Source organism: Nocardia sp. CA-135398 (assembly GCF_050955845.1).
In the GTDB taxonomy this organism is placed as follows: Bacteria; Actinomycetota; Actinomycetes; order Mycobacteriales; family Mycobacteriaceae; genus Nocardia.
The window spans coordinates 8631893-8651123 of sequence record NZ_CP192084.1 but is presented as its reverse complement, the minus strand read 5'-3'; the positions used below and the strand labels follow the sequence as shown (position 1 = coordinate 8651123).

The window sequence follows — 19231 nt, the reverse complement described above, 5'->3', positions numbered from 1 at the left end:
AAGATCAGCTCGCGTAAAATGCCGAGTGCAGGACAATTTACTAGGAATTCGGAGTACCGCGTCGTAAGTGCTCCTACCCTGAAAGGTGATCGGTGCACGGTCCCGAGAGGAGGACCATGATGTCCACACTCACGACACCACACATCGATGTCCATCGCGGCGGCGATCGCATGAAAACGCGCGTGTCCTGGCTGGATTCGAAGCACTCGTTCTCCTTCGGGGAGCACTACGATCCCGACAACACCCATCACGGGCTGCTGCTCGTCAATAACGAAGATATCGTTTCCCCTGGTCAGGGCTTCGAGACCCATCCGCACCGGGATATGGAGATCGTCACCTGGGTGCTCGGCGGCTCGCTGGTACACCAGGATTCACTCGGGCACAGCGGCGTCATCTATCCGGGTCTGGCACAGCGGATGAGCGCGGGCACCGGAATTCTGCATTCGGAGAAGAACGACTCCTGGCGCCTGGACCATGGCACCGAACACGACCAGCCGGTCCATTTCGTGCAGATGTGGGTGGTGCCGGACGAACCGGGCCGGGAGCCCGGTTATCAGCAGCTGGAGATCGACGACGAATTGGCGCGCGGCGGCCTGGTGACCGTGGCCTCCGGCCTGCCGCGGTATCGCGATCGGACCGCGATCGCCATCGGCAGCAGCCATTCGGCGATGCATGTGGCGCGGCTGGCGGGCAGCGGGGAAACCGAGCAGGCGATCGACCTACCCGACGCGCCGTACCTGCATCTTTTCGTGGCAAGGGGCGAGGTCGAGATGGAGGGCGTCGGTCCGCTGTACTCGGGTGACGCGGTGCGTCTCACCAGATCGGGCGGGCAGCGGGTGACCGCTCACGGCCCCGCGGAAATCTTGGTCTGGGAGATGCACGCACGGCTCGGCTCGACATAGCGCGCTCGGCCTCGACATCCCGGGGAGTGCGACCAGAAGGCGACCGCAACGCAGGCGTATCGGCTGAGAGGAAGTCCCATGGCGCAATATCCACCGCCCGGTCAATATCCGCCACCGGGTCAGTACCCGCCGCCACCGGGTCAGGGGCAGCAGAACTATTGGCAGGAATCCCCTAAGCGCAAGGGCTTGGCGATCACCGCACTGGTGCTGGGCATCCTCGGGTTCGTGAGTTGCTGGACGCTGATCGGCGGCTATCTGTTCGGCTTCTTCGCGCTGATCTTCGGCGTCATCGCGCTGGTCAAGATCCGTTCCGGTAGCGCGGGCGGCTCCGGCATGGCGGTCACCGGACTGATCCTGGGTGTGCTCGCGCTGGTCGCCGCGGTGGTGCTCAGCATTGTCGGCTGGAGGTTCTTCGTCGACTCCGGCGGCAAGGACTTTGTGGACTGCATGCAGAAGGCGGGCAACGATCAGACCAAGCAAAACGAGTGCCAGGACAAGTGGCAGCAGAATATCGAGCAGAGCCGCGGCGTGACGCTCACTCCACGCCCGACCCGTTGACAACACCCTTGATGCCCTCGACGACCGACCGGCCGCTGTTCGCGCAAGTCCGGGTGGCGGCGATGACATCGCCCAGTTCCGGGCGGTAGTCGCCTTCGGGTGGTGCGATCCAGATCCGGTAGCCGCTGAGCTCATCGGTCGGCGATGGCAACACGATCCGGGTGCCCGGCAGCGCCACCGAGGCGCAGACCCGGAACAACTCCGGGAACAGCGTCATATCCAGGTACGAGCTATCGGTCGGGCCGGTCAGGAAGGACCATCGGCTGGAGCGCGGATGCGCGATGATCGGTCCGGTTCGCCCGTAGGTGGCCAGGAGGTGGGCGCGCACCCGCTTGCCGAGGGCGGCGGGCATGACTACCGCGCCGACCGCGCCGACTTCCAACAGAATTCGCCCGAGCGCCGGATCGACGACCCCGTACAGACCGTTGTCCTTGCGATAGCGGCGACAGCGCGCCAATGCGTCCTGGACCGCCGCGAAGTCCTGGGCTGCCAGGTAGCTACCCGATTCCACTCGCGACGTACTCATGAGGAACCTCGCCTCGGCTCTGAGTTGATCGACGTAAAACCAAAGTTTGCCGCTGGAATCGACACTAGACCCGCACAAGTTCCTTGACAATAGTCACGCGCCGAGTAAATTTCCGGCGTACGATCTCGGGCCATGGCACCCGTTTCCCCGACTGTTGCTCGCTGGGAGCTGGTGCTGCGCCTGCGCGAATTGCGCGAACAACGTGGCTTCGATTCGGCCACCTTCGCCAAACGAGTCGGTTTCACTCCCGCCAACTGGTCGCACGTGGAGAAGGGGCGACGGGTGCTCACCACGAACACCATCGGCCCGGTGCTCGAACTGCTCGAGGTGGATGCCGAGGAACGCGAGGAGTTGCTGACGCTGCTCGAGGCGAGTAAACAGCGCGGCTGGTGGGCCAAATCGTCGGCCCTGATCGGTCCGGAACTGCAGCGGCTGTACGGCATGGAGTACGGCGCGCAGAGCATTCGCAGCTATGACAGTTTGCTTTTCCCTGGTCTGCTGCAGTCCGAGGATTACGCGCGAGCGCTCATCAGTGCCGATGTGATGATCCGGCCGGTTCAGGTCGAGCAACTGGTAGCCATTCGGATGCGGCGGCAGGAGCGGTTGCGCGGCAAGGCGCCGGTCGAGCTGACCGCGGTCATCGGCGAGGGCACGCTGCTGCAGCAGACCGGTGGGCCGGAGGTGCTGCGCGGTCAGCTGGAGTATCTGGCGAAGTCGATCGAGCAGCTCGACAATATCGAGGTGCGCGTCATCCCGTTCGCGGCGCGGGCGGGCGCGGTGCTCGGCGGGTCCAGTTTCCACCTGATCGACTTCGCCGGTGAACAGCTGCCGACCTTCGCGTGGGCCGAGAGCGCGGTCTTCGGCGGCGCGGTCGACGACCCGGAACAGGTGCGCGATCTGAGCTTCGCTTACGTTCGCGCGCTGGAGCAATCGTTGAATCGTGCAGCATCATTGGCCCTGATCAGCAGGTATGCACGAGTGTAAAATCCTGCCCATGGCCACCACCGCTACCCTCCGGTCGGTTTTTACTGACTGGTTCACGTCGAGTCGATCGAACAACGGCAATCAATGCGTCGAGGTCCGGTTCGATGGTGACGCGGTGCTCATCCGTGACAGCAAATACCGCCGCAACCCGGCCAACCGCCCCGCTGAAGAGCCCGTCATCACCGTCACCGCGAGCCTTTGGACCTCGTTCATCAACCTTCTCAACAGCGGCCGATCGCATAACGAGCTGATCGCACAGACCCGCGCCGATGGCAGCGCCACCCTGCGCCACGGTGATATCACCCTCTACTACACCCCCGAAGAGTGGGATGCGTTCATCGCCGGCGCGCGCGACGGCGAATTCGATCGCATCATCCTGCCCGCCTGACCGTGCCACCCCGGCCGCGCCGCGGCCGGGGTCAACCTCGGCGACGGCAGCCTTCGCCCCACCTCTGCATACTGGAGATCGTGACTTCCGATCTGAGCAGTCCCTCCGGTATCGACCTCTCCCACCTCGACCACGCCGTACGCGCGCAGGACGACCTGTTCGCCCATGTCAACGGCGGGTGGCTGGATACCTATGAGATACCGGCGGATCGTGCGGTCGACGGCGCCTTCCGGGCGCTGTACGACCAGGCGGAGCTGGATGTGCAGACGATCATTCGGCAGGCCGCGGATTCGGCGGCGGAGCACGGCAGCGACGCGCGCAAGATCGGCGATCTGTACTCGAGCTTCATGGACACCGAGACCGTGGCCTCGCTCGGGCTCGCGCCCATCGCGGGTGAACTCACCGAGATCTACGAGGTCGCCGATCGCAGTGCCTTGGCCGGGCTACTGGGTCGCCTGCAGCGCACCGGTGTCGGCGGCGCGCTCGCCTTCTATGTCGACACCGACGACAAGGACTCCAACCGGTATCTGGTGCACGCCACCCAGTCCGGGATCGGGCTGCCCGACGAGTCCTACTACCGTCAGGACGAATTCGCCGAGATTCGGGACCGATATGTCGAGCACATCGGCAGGATGTTCGCACTGGCCGCCGCCGAACCGCAGATCGCCGCGCTGCTGCCCGCCGACCTTGCGACGGTCGGCCAGCGGATCTTCGAATTGGAGCGCAAGCTCGCGGCCGGGCACTGGGATGTGGTGCGTCGCCGCGATGCCGAGTTGAGCTACAACCTCACCACCTATGACGCCCTGGTCGCCGAGCATCCGGAATTCGATTGGCACGCATGGACTTCCGCGCTCGCCGAGGGTATCTCGAAGTCGGGACCCGAACTGTTCGCCGAAGTGGTTGTGCGCCAGCCGGATTACCTGCGCACCTTCGCCCAGACCTGGGCGGCCGAACCGCTCGCCGATTGGCAGGCGTGGGCGATCTGGCGGCTGTTGCGTTCGCGGGCGGCCTATCTCACCGATCCGATCGTCGAGGAGAATTTCGACTTCTACGGCCGCACCCTCACCGGGGCGCAGGAGAATCGGGAGCGCTGGAAGCGCGGTGTTTCGCTGGTGCAGGATCTGCTCGGTGAGGCGGTCGGCAAATTGTATGTCGCCGAGCACTTTCCGCCGGAGGCCAAGGCGCGGATGGTCGAGCTGGTCGCCAATCTGCAGGAGGCCTACCGCCGCAATATCGCCGAGCTGGACTGGATGGGGCCGGATACCAGGGCGGCCGCGTTGGCCAAACTGGAGAAGTTCAACCCCAAGATCGGCTACCCGGACAAGTGGCGCGACTACTCCGCCATTGTCATCGTCCCGTCCGATCTGGTCGGCAACTACCGTCGCGGCTATGCCGCCGAACACGATCGCGATCTGAACAAGCTCGGTGGCCCGGTCGATCGCGGCGAATGGTTCATGACACCGCAGACGGTGAACGCCTACTACAACCCGGGCATGAACGAAATCGTCTTCCCCGCGGCCATTCTGCAACCGCCGTTCTTCGATATGCACGCCGACGACGCCGCCAACTACGGCGGCATCGGTGCGGTGATCGGCCACGAGATCGGCCACGGTTTCGACGATCAGGGCGCCAAATATGATGGCGACGGCAATATGGTCGACTGGTGGACCGATGCCGATCGCGCCGAATTCGGTAAACGCACAAAGGCTTTGATCGATCAGTACAACGTGCTCTCGCCCAAGGCGCTGTCCGACGACCACACCGTCAACGGCGAATTCACCATCGGCGAGAACATCGGTGACCTGGGCGGGCTGTCCATCGCCTTGGCCGCCTATCGGATTTCGCTCAAAGGTGAGGAGCCACCGGTCATCGACGGTCTGACCGGTCTCCAGCGCGTCTTCTACGGTTGGGCACAGGTGTGGCGGGCCAAGGCCCGCAATGAAGAGGCCATCCGCCGCCTGGCCACCGACCCGCACTCGCCGCCGGAGTTCCGCTGCAATGCGGTGGTGCGCAATATCGACAGCTTCCACGAGGCCTTCGATGTGAAGCCGGGTGATGAGCTGTATCTGGAACCCGAGCAGCGCGTCAAGATCTGGTGAGTCCGCGGCCGAACCGAGGACGCCGGGCGATCAGCGCAGGCGTTCCTCGGTTTCGCCGTCGAAGAAGAAGATCTCGTCGAGCTTCGGGCGCAGGCGCAGGCGATCGCCGAGTGCCACTTGGAAGCGGCGGTCCACCCGGGCCACCACCTTGCCGGAGCGGCTGTTCCATTCGTCGGTGACGCCGTGGCTGTAGATGAAGGATTCGGCGCCGAGTTCCTCGAGCAGTTCGGCGGCCACAGCGAGGCTGTTATCGGTCTCGGTGGTGGTTTCCCAGGACTCCGGACGGATACCGACGATGACGCGCTCACTGGTCGCGGTGCGGGGCAAGGGGATTCGCAGATCGCCGAGGACCGCGGCGCCGTCGCGGACCGGGGCGTCGAGCAGGTTCATACCGGGTGAGCCGATGAAGCCCGCGACGAAGGTATTGACCGGATCGTCGTAGAGTTCACGGGGTTTGGCGATCTGCTGAAGCTTCCCTTCGCGCAGCACCGCGACCCGATCGCCCATGGTCATGGCCTCGACCTGGTCGTGGGTGACATAGACGGTGGTGGTGCCGAGCCGCTGCTGCAGCGCGGCGATCTGGGAGCGGGTGCTCACCCGCAGTTTCGCATCCAGGTTGGACAGCGGTTCGTCCATGCAGAAGACCTGGGGTCGGCGCACGATGGCGCGACCCATTGCCACGCGCTGGCGTTGTCCGCCGGAAAGTTTCGCCGGTTTGCGGTCGAGCAGGTGCTCCAACTCGAGCATCTTGGCCGCCTCCTTGACCCGAACCGCGGTGTCCGCCTTGTTCATTCCGGCATTGCGCAGCGCGAATCCCATATTCTGCGCGACGGTCATATTCGGATAGAGCGCGTAGCTCTGGAATACCATCGCCACATCGCGGGCGCGCGGCGGTAGTCCGGTGACGTCTTTATCGCCGATCAGGATGCGCCCCGTCGCAACGGATTCCAATCCGGCCAGCATCCGCAGACTGGTCGATTTGCCGCAACCCGATGGGCCGACGAGGACGATGAATTCCCCGTCGGCGATATCGAGCTCCAGGTTGTCGACGGCGGGTGTCGGCGCACCGGGATACAGATGCGTCACCCCGTCGAAGTGCACTGTCGCCACGGCGTCGATCTCCCTCTTCGTCGGTACTACTTGGGCAGTTTCGGCGTGATCTGCCGGTCGATAATGGCCTGCAGCTGGTTTGCCACATTGGCGAAAGCCGTTGCCGGATCGGCGTTCTGCAGACCGATCTGTTCCAGACCGGTGCCGATGATCTGGTCCCCGCCGGGGACGAACACCCGTGCGTAGTCCTGCGATTTGGTCACCGCGAGCTGTTCGATGGCGACCTTCGAATTCGGATTCTTCGCCAGGAAGTCGACCTCGCTCGGATCGGTCACCGCCGACTTGCGCACCGGCATATATCCGGTGCCCTGCGAGAAGTACGCGGTATTCGCGGCATTGGTGATGAACTCGATGAATTTCAGCGCGTTCACCTTCCGCTGATCGGAGATCCGGGACGGAATCGCCAGCCCGGCGCCGCCGGTGGTGACGCCGGGACCATTGGGGTGCGGTAGGAATGCGGTGCCGAATTCCAGTTTGCCGTCGGCATTCTTCTGGATCCCCTTCAGATCGCCGGTGGAGGCGATGGTGGAGGCGATGACACCGGTGCCGAAGTCGACCGCGATCTGCGGTTTGATGCCCGCGTACTTCTTGGTGTGGATCATATCGCGCAGGAATTGGCCCGCCGCAATGGTTTTGGGGTCGGTGAACTTCAGCGTCCACTGATCGGAGTAGGCGCCGCCGAAGGTCCAGTTCGGGCCCTGGAAGGTCCAGGCCAGGTAGTTCTTGGCGTCACCCCAGCCGTGCGCGAGCTTGCCGTCGCCGACAACGGATTGGATCTTCGGACCCCATTCGTCGAACTCCTGCCAGCTCTGCGGCCCGCGGTCGGGCAGACCGGCCTTCGACCACACGTCCTTGTTGTAGTAGAACAGCGGAGTCGAGCGCGAGTACGGCAGTGCGTAGTGCTTACCGTTGAAGATGTAGTCGGCGGCCAGCGAATCGACGTAGTCGTCGAGCTGCACTCCGGCGTCGGCGAAGTGCGAATCGAGCGGTTCGATGGTGCCGTTGAGCGCGTAGTTGAACCACCAGACATCCGACAGCACAACGACGTCGGGCAGCTCACCGCCGGATAGCGCCGCATTGAACTTCTGCGACACCTCCTCGTAGTTCTTACCCGCGTCGACCAGATTGACCTTCAGCTCCGGATGCTTCGCCTGGAACCGGTTGATCAGCTCGGCCTCGAGTTCCTTCGAGGTGCCAGGGTGATTCGACCAGAAGGTGATGGTGTTCGCGTCACCGGACTGCTTGCCGCCGCCGCCGCTGCCCGCACATGCGGTCAGTGCGGTACCCGCCGCAAGCGCACCGGCCAGGCCGATGAATCCGCGTCGCGACAGTGCCGGGAATTGTGCAGTGGACACTGATTTCTCCTTCTCAACCCTTGACCGCACCGGAGGTGAGGCCCTTGATCATGTGGCGCTGTAGCAGCAGGAAGACGATGAGGATCGGCAGCATGGTCAGCAGCGTCCCCGCCATCACCGGTCCCCAGTTGGTTACGCTCGGATTCTCGGTGTTCTGCAGCAGCGTCAGACCGACCGGCAGCGTGGCGACCCTGGTGTCGTCGGCCATCAGGAACGGCCAGAGGTATTCGTTCCACTCGTTGACCAGCGTCACCACCGCGAAGGCCACCATCGTCGGTCCGGACATCGGCAGCACCACCCTGGTGAGCAGTCGCCACCAGTTGGCGCCGTCCATCCGGGCCGCCTCGATCACCTCCGATGGCAGCGAGAGGAAGTGATTGCGCATCAGGAAGGTGCCGAAGGCCACCCCGCAGAGCGGAACGATGATGCCCTGGAAGGTATTTCGCCAGCCCAACTGGGCGATCAGCGCGTAGTTGGAGATCACCGTGATCTGGTTCGGCACCATCAGCGCCGCGATGATCACCAGGAAGACCAGGGTCTTGCCCGGAAACCGCAGAAACACCAGGCCGTACGCGCTGAACACCCCGAGCACGAATTTCACCAGCGCGACGATCCCGGTGATGATCAGCGAATTGCGCAGGAAGGTCCAGAACGGCAGCGTGGTGGTGGCGTCGGCGTAGTTCGCCGGATGCCAGCTGTGCGGCCAGTACACCGCGGGCTGGGTGTAGATATCCGGGCGTGCCTTGAACGAGGTGATGAAGATCCAGAACAGCGGAACACCGACGATGATCAGCACGCACACCATCGCGCCGTAGCCGAGCACCGTCACCGCGCGCTGTCTGCGGCGATATGAAAGATTCTCTACACCGGCATGTTTCACTGCTCGCCCCGATCCATGACGCGCACCTGGACCAGCGTGACGACCAGCAGCACCAGGAACATGATGGTGGCGACCGTCGCGCCGTAACCGGCCCGGAAGTTGCGGAAGGACTCCTGGTAGACCTGGTAGACCATGGTCGTGGTGCCGGTGCCGAGCGGTCCGCCGCGGGTCATCACATTGATGATGTCGAAGACCTGCAGCGAGTTCAGCAGCACCGTGATGGACAGGAAGAACGTGGTCGGGCGCAATTGCGGCAGTAGCACTTTGGTGAAGGTGGTCCAGCGGCCGGCGCCATCCATCTCGGCCGCCTCCATGAGATCGGCCCGGGTGCCCTGCAGTGCCGCCAGGTAGATGACGAAGGTGTAGCCGAGGTTCTTCCAGATATAGGTGACCGTCACCATGAACAGCGCCCAGTGCGGGTCCTGATAGAAATCCGGGACCTTGTCGACCCCGATGCGGTGCAGCACATCCTGGATCAGCCCGAAGCTGGGATCGAAGATGAACTGGAAGGCCACGCCGATGGCCGCGCCGGAGATCACGAACGGCGCGAAGATGGCCGATCGAACCACATTGCGGCCGAACAGCTTACGGTCCAGCAGCAGGGCCAGCGCCAAGCCGAGCACCATGCTCCCGACCACCGCGGCCACGGTGAAAACCACCGTATTGCCGACGATCTGCCAGGAGTCGTCGCGGCCCCACCACTCCCGGTAGTTCGCGAACCCGATGTAGGTCACGAAGTTGTCGGAGATGTTGAAGTCGGTGAACGAGAGCCGGATATTGTCGGCCAGCGGGCGGTAGACGAACAGCGTCAGCAGCGCCAGATTCGGCCCGAGCAACACCAGGAACAGCGCATAGTCCTGCCACGGCCGATTGCGCACGCCCCGCCCGCGCGGTTGGGGTAGCACTCGTTCCGGCCTGGTTCGCACGGCCGAAACTTTACGGCGCGCAGCAAACAATCGGTTAAGGCCGAACGCCGATACGCTGAACTTCTTGCTGGGCGTACCCGATGAGTTACCCATGTGCTCCCGCAATCAGTTGTAGCGTTGCGCCACTCGGGAGATTAACCGGCAACTGGTCTGTCGTCCGGGAAATTCCGGAACACCATCAGCTGAACAAAAAGAACTCGGCCCAGGCGATCGCGCCTGGGCCGAGCTCGGATGTCGGGTTGCTACCTCATTCGTTCCAGTCGCCGTAGCCGTCGCGGGCGTTGAGGGTGCCGCCCTTGGTGTTCTGGACGATGACCGGGTCGCCCTTCTTGGCGTTCTCGAAGAACCACCTGGCGTTCTCGGTGCTGACGTTCAGGCAGCCGTGGCTGGCATTCGAAACGCCTTGCTGCGCAACCGACCACGGGGCCGCGTGCACGAAGATGCCGCTGTTGGAAATCCGGGTGGCGTACTCGACCTCGAGCTTGTAGCCCTCGGGATCGGTGGTCGGCACACCGTAGGTGGACGAATCCATGGTCATCTTGCGCAGCTGCTCGCCGACGAAATAGGTGCCGTTCGGGGTCTCGTGCTTGGTCTTACCCATCGAGGTCGGCATCGTCATGATCTCCTCGCCGTTGCGAGTGATCGTGATGGTGTGGGTGTCGTCGTCGGCGGTGGCGATGAAGGCGTCGCCGATCCGGTATGCGGTGCGGGTGCCGCCCGCCTCCACGGTCACATCGGTATCAGCCGGCCAGAACTCGTTCGGCCGCCAGCGCACCTGCTTGTCGCCGAACCAGTAGAAGTGGCCAGGCGCCGGATTCGAGGAGGTGATCTTGATGGCCTTCTCGGCGGTGGCGTGATCGGTCACCGGATCCTTGAAGTTGATGATGATCGGCTGCGCGACGCCGACGGTCTCGCCGTCACCGGGGTTGATGCTCGGCGGCGCGAAGTTCGCCGTCACGCCCTGCTCGGTGGCGGGGGAGGAAGATGAGCCGGTGCCGGGCAGTATCGGGTCGGCCTGAGCCGGTGCGACGGCGGTGATGCCGACCGCGGCGATCGCCGCCGACAATAGGACGCCCTGCCGGAGTCGGCGGGCTAGCGCTCCCCGACGAGGAGCAGTCGACGTCCTGGTGTGCAAAGCGGCATGCATAGGTTTCTCGTCCAATCCATCTCTCGCCTACGCCGGTGGCGCCGCGAGATCTCTCATCGGTGTGGAGCTGCAGGGCGGTTCCACGAAGACCCTTCGTGGATTCCGTGCGAACGCCCACGGAAAAACGGCGCGGGGAAACATGAGGCAACCCCACGGGTATTTATGACGCACCCGACCCTGGCGTCCTTCCTACCGTCCGGTGCCATCCGAAGCCAGTGGCGTTTCGGATTGATGCGCGCTGACCACGCAGTGTGGCGAGCACCACATATGCCGTTGGGGGTCATGATCTTTCGTGAAATCGGCCGGTCAGGTCGGTGTGACTCGGCGACTTCGGACCGTCGTCAAGTCGGTCGACCCCGCTACCGGCCAAACTCCTTCGTGAGATAAATCACGACACGACATCGAATGGGATCGACCGACGCGGCCCCGTCGCGATGTTGTGTGGCACCGACAGCGGGGCCCGCCCGCGCGCATATCGCGGCGGCAATCGCAGCCGCAGGCGGGTGAGGATGGTCGCGAGCACGATCCGCAGTTCGAAATCGGCCAGCGACGCCCCGATACACCGTCGATGTCCGCCGCCGAACGGTGCGAATTCGTGCGGTCGGTATTTGCGCTCGATGAACCGCTCCGGCCGGAACAGCTCGGGATCGGTCCACACCGCGGGGTCGGAATGCAGCAGCGGCAGCGCGATGCCCACGGTGTCGCCCGCCGCGAGCTCGACACCGCGCAGTGTGAACGGCGCGGTCATCCTGCGCAGCACGATCGGCACCGTGGGATGCAGTCGCAGTGTTTCCTGGCAGACCGCGTCCAGGTACGGCAGCCCCGCCAGCTCGAGCGGGGCGGCGTCGGGCCCGGTCGCCCGCAGTTCGGCGCGCAGGCGCCGCAGCGTCTCGGGTTCCCGATGCAGATGGAACAGCGCCCACACCAGACTGGTCGCGGTCGTCTCGTGCCCGGCGACGAGCAGGGTGCGCAATTGATCGCACAGCTCGTCATCGGTGATCGAGGTGCCGTCGTCATAGCCCGTCGTGAGCAGTAGACCGAGAATGTCCGCGCCGACCGAGCCGACGGCCCGACGCCGCGCGATATCGGTCAGGATCAGCTCGTCGAGCCGCTCGCGCGCGGCCACGAACCGGTCCCAGGGCGCCCGGCCGAACAGCCCGTGGCGCAATGCCGGCACCAGCATCAGCGGTCCGGAGTATGCGGTGAGGAATTCCGCGATCGCGGCGGTGTATTCGGCGCGGCGCTCGTGGCTGTCCACTCCGAATACCGCCTCCAGAATCACCCGCAGCGTGATCGCCCTGGCCGCCGCGCGCGAGTCGATGCGCGTGCCCGGTGTCCAGGCGGGTCGGGATTCGCCTGTGCTGCCGGATATTTCGGCGATGGTGGACTCGCGGATGAGCTCGCCGTAGGCGCGAATCCGCGCACCGTGGAAGGCGGGCGCGAGCAATGCCCGATCGCGCCGGTGACGTTCGCCCGCGGTCAGGATGAGCGAGGCGGAACCGACCAGCGGTTCGATCGGATTCGGTCGCGGCGGTTCGAGCAGATCCATCGGTGCGCGCAAGAGCTCGCGAGCGCCGTCGGCCGTGCCGGTGAACAGCACCGCGCCGAAACCGGGAAACCGCACGTAGAACGGATCGCCCTCGCGTTCGCGACGCCAACGGAAGTACCGCTCGAAATCGATGCCCGCCGCCAACGCGTGCGCCAGCACCATTCTCGGCGCGCGCGGCATCGCGCGCGCGGTGTCCAGCGCCGTTTCGTCGGGTGCGCCCGCCTGCTCCATATCTATAGCTACGAACTCACGATGGTCCGGGTTCGACCGACCGCGCCGGACGGACCCTGCGCACCGTATTGCTGGTGAGGGCGGCCAAGCGAGCGAGCCGGGCGTCCCCGAGCGCGGTCACCGCATTGCCGAGTCGGTTGGTGACGAATGCGATCGACATGCCGAGCTCGGGATCGGCATACGCGCCCGAGCCGCCGAGTCCGTAGTGGCCGAAGGCATTTCGCGGCTGTTGCTTGGACATCACCACCGGTCGGTGATAGCCGAGGGTGAATTTCAGCGGCACACCGAGCACATAGTCGCGGCTGTCGGCCCGCTGCGTCTCATTGATGATCGCGATCGTCTCCGGCCGCAGGAACTGCGCCGCCTCGATGCGGTGCCCACCGCGTTCGGCATCCAGCGCCTCGACCCGACCCGAATTCGCAAGGGCCCCATACATTCTGGCCAATGCGCGCGCCGAGAAGACACCATTCCAGCCCGGCATCACCGCATCGTGCACGCGCGGATCGCGGACCAGTTCGTCGAAACTCTCCGGCATACCCGCCTCGGCGAGTCCGCGGATCGGGCGCACCCAGGACAGCACCGATGACGCGGTATTCCACCGGATTCCGGGCGGATTCAGATGCGGAAAGATCTTGGCGATCCGGTAGCGCTCGGATTCCGGTACCCGGAACCAGAATTCGTCATAGCCGAGTGGTTCGGCGATCTCGCGCCGCACCACATCGGTGAACGGATCACCGGTGGCGCGCTGCACGATCTCGGCCACCAGCCAGCCGAAGGTGATCGCGTGATAACCCGAGGTACGGATGCGCCGCGGGTCGGCTGGACTCTCGGCCAGCGCCGCCACCACCGCGTCATAGTCGAGGATGCCCTCGCGGCCGGGGACCAGTCCGCGCACCCGATGCAGTCCGGCGCGGTGCGAGAGCACATCGCGCACCGTTATGTCGTCCTTGCCGTGTGCGCCGAATTCGGGCCAGTAGGTCGCGACGGGGGCTTCGTATTCGATAAGCCCACGCTCGGCCAGCCGGTGCACCACGGTCGCGGCGACACCCTTGCCGGTGGAGAAGGTGAGCGCCACGTTGTCGCCGTTCCAGCGCCGATCCTTGGCCGCCCAGCCCGCCCAGATATCGACGACGGGTCGGCCGTCGAGATAGATCGCGAGCGCACCGCCGCCGCGCGTCGGCTGGGCGAACATGCCGAAGAAATGGTCGGCCAGGCGGACGAACCTCGGATCGACGAGCATCTCCCGTGGCGCCGTTGGCCACCGGTCGGGTGCGGGGAAGGCTGAAACCACGGGCACACCTCCTGCTGGCTGGCTGGGGCCGAATTCCCAGCCTAACTCGGATCGTGAAGTTTGCCAGCGATAGAAAGGCCTGGTCGGACGTTCACCGAGACATTCGAATGGGCACCGATCGACGGTCGAGCACCGCCCCGCGCCTCAGAGCAGATCGGCTCGTTGCGTGTGCCAGCGACCGAAAGGCGTGGTCAGACAGGCTGCGCCGGTTGCCGAATTCCACGCGAAGGCCGCGGTGCCGAGGCACACCACCGCGCTGTCGGCGGTCGCGACCTGTGCGCGCGAGCCGTCCAAGGCGATCGATACCGCGAAAAGCGGGGTGGGCGGGCTCGGTTGGTCGGTTTCGGAATCCGTTGTCGGAGCGGTGATCGAGGTCAGCGCGATGGCATCGGCGCCGTAGCCGAGCGCGATCGGAATTCCACCGACCCCGTCGCTGGCGCCGACACCGCCCGCCGCGCCGATGCCGAGTGCGGCGGCGCCGAGGCTCGCATGGGCGTAGCCGACGCCGTCGTATCCGGCCGCCCGTGCCCGGCCGTGGGATTCGGCCGCGGCCCGGCATGCGGTGCCTCCTTCGATCACGGTGACATCCGTCCCGCCGTCGGAGGCGCAGTGCACATCGGTTGCCGAGGCCGCAACGGGCAGGATCAGCGCGGCGCCGAACGCGGCGGCAGTGCAGGTGATCGCGCTGATCAGCTTCACGGACGAGCTCCTTTCACACCGGAATCCCCACCATACCCAGATCGGTTGCTGGAAAGCCGATTCCGCTGGCGGTCCGCGGGGCGGCAGTGATCGAACCAACACTTCGGCCGGTGCTGTGCTGCCGCGATGCGGGTGCTGTCGACTCGACGCGCCCGCGCTCGGTGGTGTATGCATGGCGTGGTATTTCACGCATTGCTAGATCACTTCGGATTCCGACCGGGGGTATGAGTTCGGAGCGTTACAGCCGGGAGGACTGTAAGTGTCTCGTCAACTGATCTCGGGTCGTCTCGCGACGGCGGCCGTCGCCGCGGTCGCGGTGGTCGCCGCGCTCACGCTAGCGGGCTGCGGCAATAAAATCAGCGGCACCGCCCAACCCGCTATCGGTAACGGGACCATCGATGCGGTCTCGTCCACCAACACCCCGAAAACCTCGGGGGCCAGGCCTACTTCGGGACGACCGACGACCGGCGCCCATCCGACCTCGGGTAAGCCGACGGCGACCACCTCGGCGACCAAGGGCGGCAGCACCGACTTCCAGGCCAATGTCGGCGACTGCGTGACGCTCGGCGGGACCACCGACAACGCCACCATCGCCAAGGCCTCCTGCGGCAGCCGGGCCTCGAACTACAAGGTCATCGGCAAGGCCGCGACCAGTTCGCAGTGCGTCGCCGACCGCGACTCCGCTTACTTCGAAACCCTCAACGGCACGCAGCAGGGCGCGATCTGCCTTGATATCGACTGGGTCGTCGGTGGCTGCATGGATATCGGCGGCGAGGATCCCAAGCGCATCGATTGCACCGAACGCGTCAGCCAGGGCGTGAAGGTGACCAATATCCAGCAGGGCGCCGACGATGCGAGCGTCTGCGGCAGCAGCAGTGGGTTCGAGTACCCGACACGGCACTTCGTGGTCTGCGTCCAGAATCTCTGACCGCCACGAAAACCCCGCCATGGCGGTTACGTTGGGGCCGTGAGTTCTGAATTACCCCGGTTGGGTTCGGCCACCGGCCGCTGGATCCTGCTTGCCACCATCCTCGGTTCGTCGGTCGCATCGCTGGATGCCACCGTCGTCAATATCGCGCTGCCGCGCATCGGCGAATCCCTCGACACCGATGTCGCGGGCCTGCAGTGGACGCTCAACGGCTACACGCTGACGCTGGCCTCGTTTATCCTGCTCGGCGGCTCGCTCGGTGATCATCTCGGCCGCCGCAAGGTGTTCGTCTGGGGCGTCATCGGTTTCGCGCTGGCCTCGGTGCTCTGCGGCGCGGCGGTGAATATCGAGATGCTCGTCGTCGCCCGGATCCTGCAGGGGGTGGCGGGCGCGATGCTCACTCCCGGCAGCCTGGCCCTGATCTCCTCATCCATCGATCAACGCGATCAGGGTGCGGCGATCGGTTTGTGGTCCGGTTTCGGCGGGGTCGCGGGCGCACTCGGTCCGTTCCTCGGCGGCTGGCTGATCGAACTGGCCGGGTGGCAGTCCATCTTCTTCATCAATGTGCCGCTGGCGGTTGTCGTCGTGCTGGTCACGCTGCGACATGTGCCGGAGAGCCACGACCCGAATGCCTCGGCGCGACTGGATGTTCCGGGTGCGGTTGTGGTCGCGCTCGCGCTCGGCGCGCTGACCTTCGGTCTGATCGATGCGATGCCGCTGCTGGTGGTCGTCGGTCTGCTGCTGCTCACGGTCTTCGTGGTGATCGAAATGCGCAGCGATCACCCGTTGGTGCCGCCGTCGCTGTTCGCTGGGACATTTTCGCCGGGCGCGGGGCGCTCCGTGGTTACGCGGGCTGCCTCCTCCGGACCCGTCGCTTCTGGCGGCCGGGTCTTCACCGCCGCGAATCTGGTCACCCTCGCGGTTTACGCCGCGCTCGGCGGTGTCTTCTTCCTACTGGTGATGCAGCTGCAACTGGTGGCGAAGTACACCCCGCTGATGTCGGGGGTGGCCACCGTGCCGGTCACATTGATCATGCTGGTGCTTTCCGCGCCCGCGGGCCGTTGGGCGCAGGTGCACGGTGCCCGCATTCCGATGACGCTCGGTCCGCTGCTCGCCGCGCTGGGCCTGGTGTTGCTGCTGCGCATCGGACCCGACACCACCTATCTGACCGATGTACTGCCGGGTGTGCTGGTCTTCGGTCTCGGTCTTTCGGTATTGGTCGCCCCGCTCACCGGTGCGGTGCTCGGTGCGGTGCCCGCCAGTGAGGCCGGTATCGCCTCCGGAGTGAACAATGCCGTCGCCCGTACCGCCCAGCTGCTGGCCGTGGCCGCGCTCCCTGGCCTGGCCGGAATCTCCGGATCGCTGGGCGACCCAGTGGAATTCGACCGCGGCTTCGGCGTCGCGATGTGGATCTGCGTCGGCCTGCTGGTGGCCGGCGCACTGATCGCCGCGGTCCTGCTGCGCGCACCGCGACGCGCGGCGACGCTGGACAATGTCGACTGCATGCCGCAGTGCGGGGTGGCGGGTCCGGCACTGGCCCCGCTCCATAAAACAGAATGAGCGGGTCGTTCGACCCGCTCATTCGGTATTCGACTCGCGCTCGGCTAGATCGGGTGGAAGCCCGCCCCGACGCTGCCGCGGGCATTGATATCGCCCATGATCGCGCTCATATTGGTGCCGACCTCGGGTCCGAAGCAGGCGATGGCGAGATAGGCGTTCACCATCCCGACCAGCGTGGTTCCGACGACGACCGGTGCCCCGGAATCGCCCTCGACCACACACATCTGCGACCAGGTCTCCATATTGGTGCCGAAGATATCGCCGTAGGCGAGGCCGCAGGTGTTGCCGGTGGTGCGGCCTTCCTTGCAGACGATCATCGGGAACTGGGCCGGGCCACCGAGCCCGGTGATGGTGACATTGCCGATCCGGTTCACCGGGATGACCTTGGCCGGATCGAACTGGATGATGGCGTAGTCCAGATCATGGTTGGAGTAGACGAACCGGCCGACCACGCCTGCGCCGCGGTCGATTTCGGCGTACACCTGAGCGCCCGGGTCGCCGCAGTGTCCCGCGGTCAGGCCGACCAACCGACCCTCGCCGTCGTAACCGACCGTGGTGACAGTGCATTCGAACTGATTATCGATAATGATTCCCGACCCACCGCCGATGACGGGTGGCCCCGGCGCGGCGTCCGCGGTCCCGGCCCCAGTCGCGACCAGTGCCGCACCAAGAGCTACGGCGAAGGCAGCGTTGGCCACCTTGGCGAGTTTGCTGAACATGTCCCTCCAGACGTCGGAAGTCCGCACGATATCAATCTGTCGCACCCATCGTGTCAGTAATCGGCTCCGGGCGCGTCCTCAACTGGCCTTCCGTGTCGAACGCGCGGCCCGCACTTTTCGACATTTCCGGTGCAGCGTCTCATTTTCTCGCGATAGCGAAGATCTATTACTCTAATCATCGCAATGCGATCGATTGCGTTTCAGTTGTTATGTTGAACGTGTCGCGAAAGCTATTCGAATCGCGCCCCGATTTTGCATGAATATTATCCGCGCAAATATTCGAACAGGCCATATGCGTGGCTGATCGGGTCGGTGGAACTGTAACTGGTTCTAGAAGTATCACGGTTAACTTTGGGACCGATCCCAAGCGTCGGGCCACTGCTCATAGCGTTTTCCCTACGGTGACTCCAATCTATGACCGCAATCACACGGTGATGGTGTGTTCTGCACTACTCCGTAGTAAGGTGCCTCAAGCAAACAAGTCGTCGGGGTTTGGTTACCGGCGTCGAGAGGGGTTAGCCAGTGCAGTCGACCAAGAGTCCACCAGCGCAGTCACGGATGAGTGACGCGGTCGATTGGACGAAGGCCTACTGGGAAGACCATCCGAAGCGCTCCTTGGAAACCTTCGGTAGGCAGATCACGATGGGGTTCGCGGCGGTCGCGGAGTTGTTCATCGCGATATTCCGACGCCGCTTTCCCTATCGTGAGTTCATCCGTCAGTGCGCGTTCATGTCCAGTGTCGCCGCGGCACCGACGCTGCTGGTCGCCGTCCCGATCGGCGTGATCGTTTCCATCCAGGTCGGCGCGGTCGCCAGCCAGGTCGGTGCGACCTCGTTCATCGGCGCGGCGAACGGTCTCGGCATCATTCAGCAGGGTGCGCCGCTGGTCACCTCGCTGATGATCGCGGGCGCGGTCGGTTCGGCGATCACCGCCGATCTCGGTTCGCGCACCATCCGCGAAGAGATCGATGCGATGCGGGTGATGGGTGTGGATCCGCTGCGTCGTCTGGTTGCGCCCCGGCTCGGTGCGGCCATGCTGGTCAGCGTATTGCTCTGTGGCTTCGTCGTATTCGTCGGATTTTTGACTGGCTACATTTTCAATATTTTCGCGCAGAACGGTACCCCCGGTTCCTATATCGGCACCTTCTCCTCGTTCGCCGTCACCATCGATCTTCTTGTCGCACTGGTGAAATCGTTGATCTTCGGGTTGCTCGCGGCGATCATCGCCTGTGATACCGGGCTCAATACCCGCGGTGGTCCGGGTGGAGTAGCCAACTCGGTGAACTCCGCGGTTGTCAGTTCCGCCATCATGTTGTTCGGCGTGAACTTGATCATCACCCAGATCTACAACGTTCTCCTCCCCCCACAGGTGGTCTGAGC

General features: G+C 64.7%; 18 protein-coding genes. 8 read left to right on the top strand and 10 right to left on the bottom strand.

Translation table 11 applies throughout. The features are described 5' to 3' along the window. Positions 1–119: 119 nt before the first annotated feature. A complete protein-coding gene (locus tag ACQP1T_RS38470; protein WP_433762540.1) occupies positions 120–902 on the top strand; it encodes a pirin family protein in 783 nt (260 codons plus the stop codon). A gap of 78 nt (positions 903–980) precedes the next feature. After that, on the top strand, positions 981–1460 hold the full coding sequence (locus ACQP1T_RS38465; RefSeq protein ID WP_433757859.1) for a DUF4190 domain-containing protein: 480 nt from the start codon (positions 981–983) through the stop codon (positions 1458–1460). On the opposite strand, the gene ACQP1T_RS38460 is transcribed toward ACQP1T_RS38465, so the two are convergent. Beyond that, positions 1438–1986: a hypothetical protein gene (locus ACQP1T_RS38460; protein ID WP_433757858.1), complete on the bottom strand. Its 549-nt coding sequence runs from the start codon at positions 1984–1986 to the stop codon at positions 1438–1440. The genes ACQP1T_RS38465 and ACQP1T_RS38460 overlap by 23 nt on opposite strands. A gap of 132 nt (positions 1987–2118) precedes the next feature. Here ACQP1T_RS38460 and ACQP1T_RS38455 point away from each other — a divergent pair, with 132 nt between their 5' ends. The 3 genes from ACQP1T_RS38455 (at position 2119) to ACQP1T_RS38445 (ending at position 5457) form a co-directional block, all read left to right on the top strand. Then, on the top strand, positions 2119–2970 hold the full coding sequence (locus ACQP1T_RS38455; RefSeq protein WP_433757857.1) for a Scr1 family TA system antitoxin-like transcriptional regulator: 852 nt from the start codon (positions 2119–2121) through the stop codon (positions 2968–2970). Between the two features lie 10 nt (positions 2971–2980). After that, positions 2981–3358 carry a DUF397 domain-containing protein gene (locus ACQP1T_RS38450; protein WP_433757856.1) on the top strand — a complete coding sequence of 126 codons (378 nt, stop codon included), beginning with the start codon at positions 2981–2983 and terminating at the stop codon, positions 3356–3358. A gap of 80 nt (positions 3359–3438) precedes the next feature. Then, entirely contained in the window at positions 3439–5457 is a 2019-nt protein-coding gene (locus ACQP1T_RS38445) for a M13 family metallopeptidase (protein ID WP_433757855.1), read from the top strand. Positions 5458–5487: 30 nt separating this feature from the next. Here ACQP1T_RS38445 and ACQP1T_RS38440 read toward each other — a convergent pair whose 3' ends face one another. From ACQP1T_RS38440 to ACQP1T_RS38405, 8 genes are all read right to left on the bottom strand, one after another. Then, positions 5488–6567 carry an ABC transporter ATP-binding protein gene (locus tag ACQP1T_RS38440; RefSeq protein WP_433757854.1) on the bottom strand — a complete coding sequence of 360 codons (1080 nt, stop codon included), beginning with the start codon at positions 6565–6567 and terminating at the stop codon, positions 5488–5490. Between the two features lie 26 nt (positions 6568–6593). Then, positions 6594–7922: an ABC transporter substrate-binding protein gene (locus tag ACQP1T_RS38435; protein WP_433757853.1), complete on the bottom strand. Its 1329-nt coding sequence runs from the start codon at positions 7920–7922 to the stop codon at positions 6594–6596. Between the two features lie 13 nt (positions 7923–7935). Further along, positions 7936–8727, bottom strand: coding sequence for a carbohydrate ABC transporter permease (locus ACQP1T_RS38430; RefSeq protein WP_433762539.1), 792 nt, complete (start codon positions 8725–8727; stop codon positions 7936–7938). Positions 8728–8798: 71 nt separating this feature from the next. Then, positions 8799–9728 (bottom strand): carbohydrate ABC transporter permease, encoded by a 930-nt coding sequence (locus ACQP1T_RS38425; protein WP_433757852.1) that lies wholly within the window; start codon positions 9726–9728, stop codon positions 8799–8801. 247 nt (positions 9729–9975) lie between these two features. After that, complete coding sequence (locus tag ACQP1T_RS38420; protein ID WP_433757851.1) at positions 9976–10875, bottom strand: L,D-transpeptidase; 900 nt, start codon at positions 10873–10875, stop codon at positions 9976–9978. A gap of 388 nt (positions 10876–11263) precedes the next feature. After that, positions 11264–12655, bottom strand: coding sequence for a cytochrome P450 (locus ACQP1T_RS38415; protein ID WP_433757850.1), 1392 nt, complete (start codon positions 12653–12655; stop codon positions 11264–11266). Between the two features lie 16 nt (positions 12656–12671). After that, the gene (locus tag ACQP1T_RS38410) at positions 12672–13895 is read right to left on the bottom strand and encodes a serine hydrolase domain-containing protein (RefSeq protein WP_433762538.1); all 1224 of its coding nucleotides are present in this window, start codon (positions 13893–13895) and stop codon (positions 12672–12674) included. 195 nt (positions 13896–14090) lie between these two features. Beyond that, positions 14091–14645, bottom strand: a complete 555-nt coding sequence (locus ACQP1T_RS38405) for a DUF6764 family protein (protein ID WP_433757849.1) — start codon at positions 14643–14645, stop codon at positions 14091–14093. 259 nt (positions 14646–14904) lie between these two features. Here ACQP1T_RS38405 and lppU point away from each other — a divergent pair, with 259 nt between their 5' ends. Both lppU and ACQP1T_RS38395 read left to right on the top strand, forming a co-directional pair. After that, entirely contained in the window at positions 14905–15573 is a 669-nt protein-coding gene (lppU, locus tag ACQP1T_RS38400) for an LppU family putative lipoprotein (RefSeq protein ID WP_433757848.1), read from the top strand. Positions 15574–15612: 39 nt separating this feature from the next. Beyond that, positions 15613–17133: an MFS transporter gene (locus tag ACQP1T_RS38395; RefSeq protein ID WP_433757846.1), complete on the top strand. Its 1521-nt coding sequence runs from the start codon at positions 15613–15615 to the stop codon at positions 17131–17133. Between the two features lie 44 nt (positions 17134–17177). Here the strand turns inward: ACQP1T_RS38395 and ACQP1T_RS38390 are convergent, their stop codons facing one another. Beyond that, positions 17178–17852 (bottom strand): serine protease, encoded by a 675-nt coding sequence (locus tag ACQP1T_RS38390; protein WP_433757845.1) that lies wholly within the window; start codon positions 17850–17852, stop codon positions 17178–17180. A 558-nt stretch (positions 17853–18410) separates the two neighbouring features. Here ACQP1T_RS38390 and ACQP1T_RS38385 point away from each other — a divergent pair. Next, a complete protein-coding gene (locus ACQP1T_RS38385; RefSeq protein ID WP_433757844.1) occupies positions 18411–19229 on the top strand; it encodes an MlaE family ABC transporter permease in 819 nt (272 codons plus the stop codon). The last annotated feature ends 2 nt before the right edge of the window (positions 19230–19231 follow it).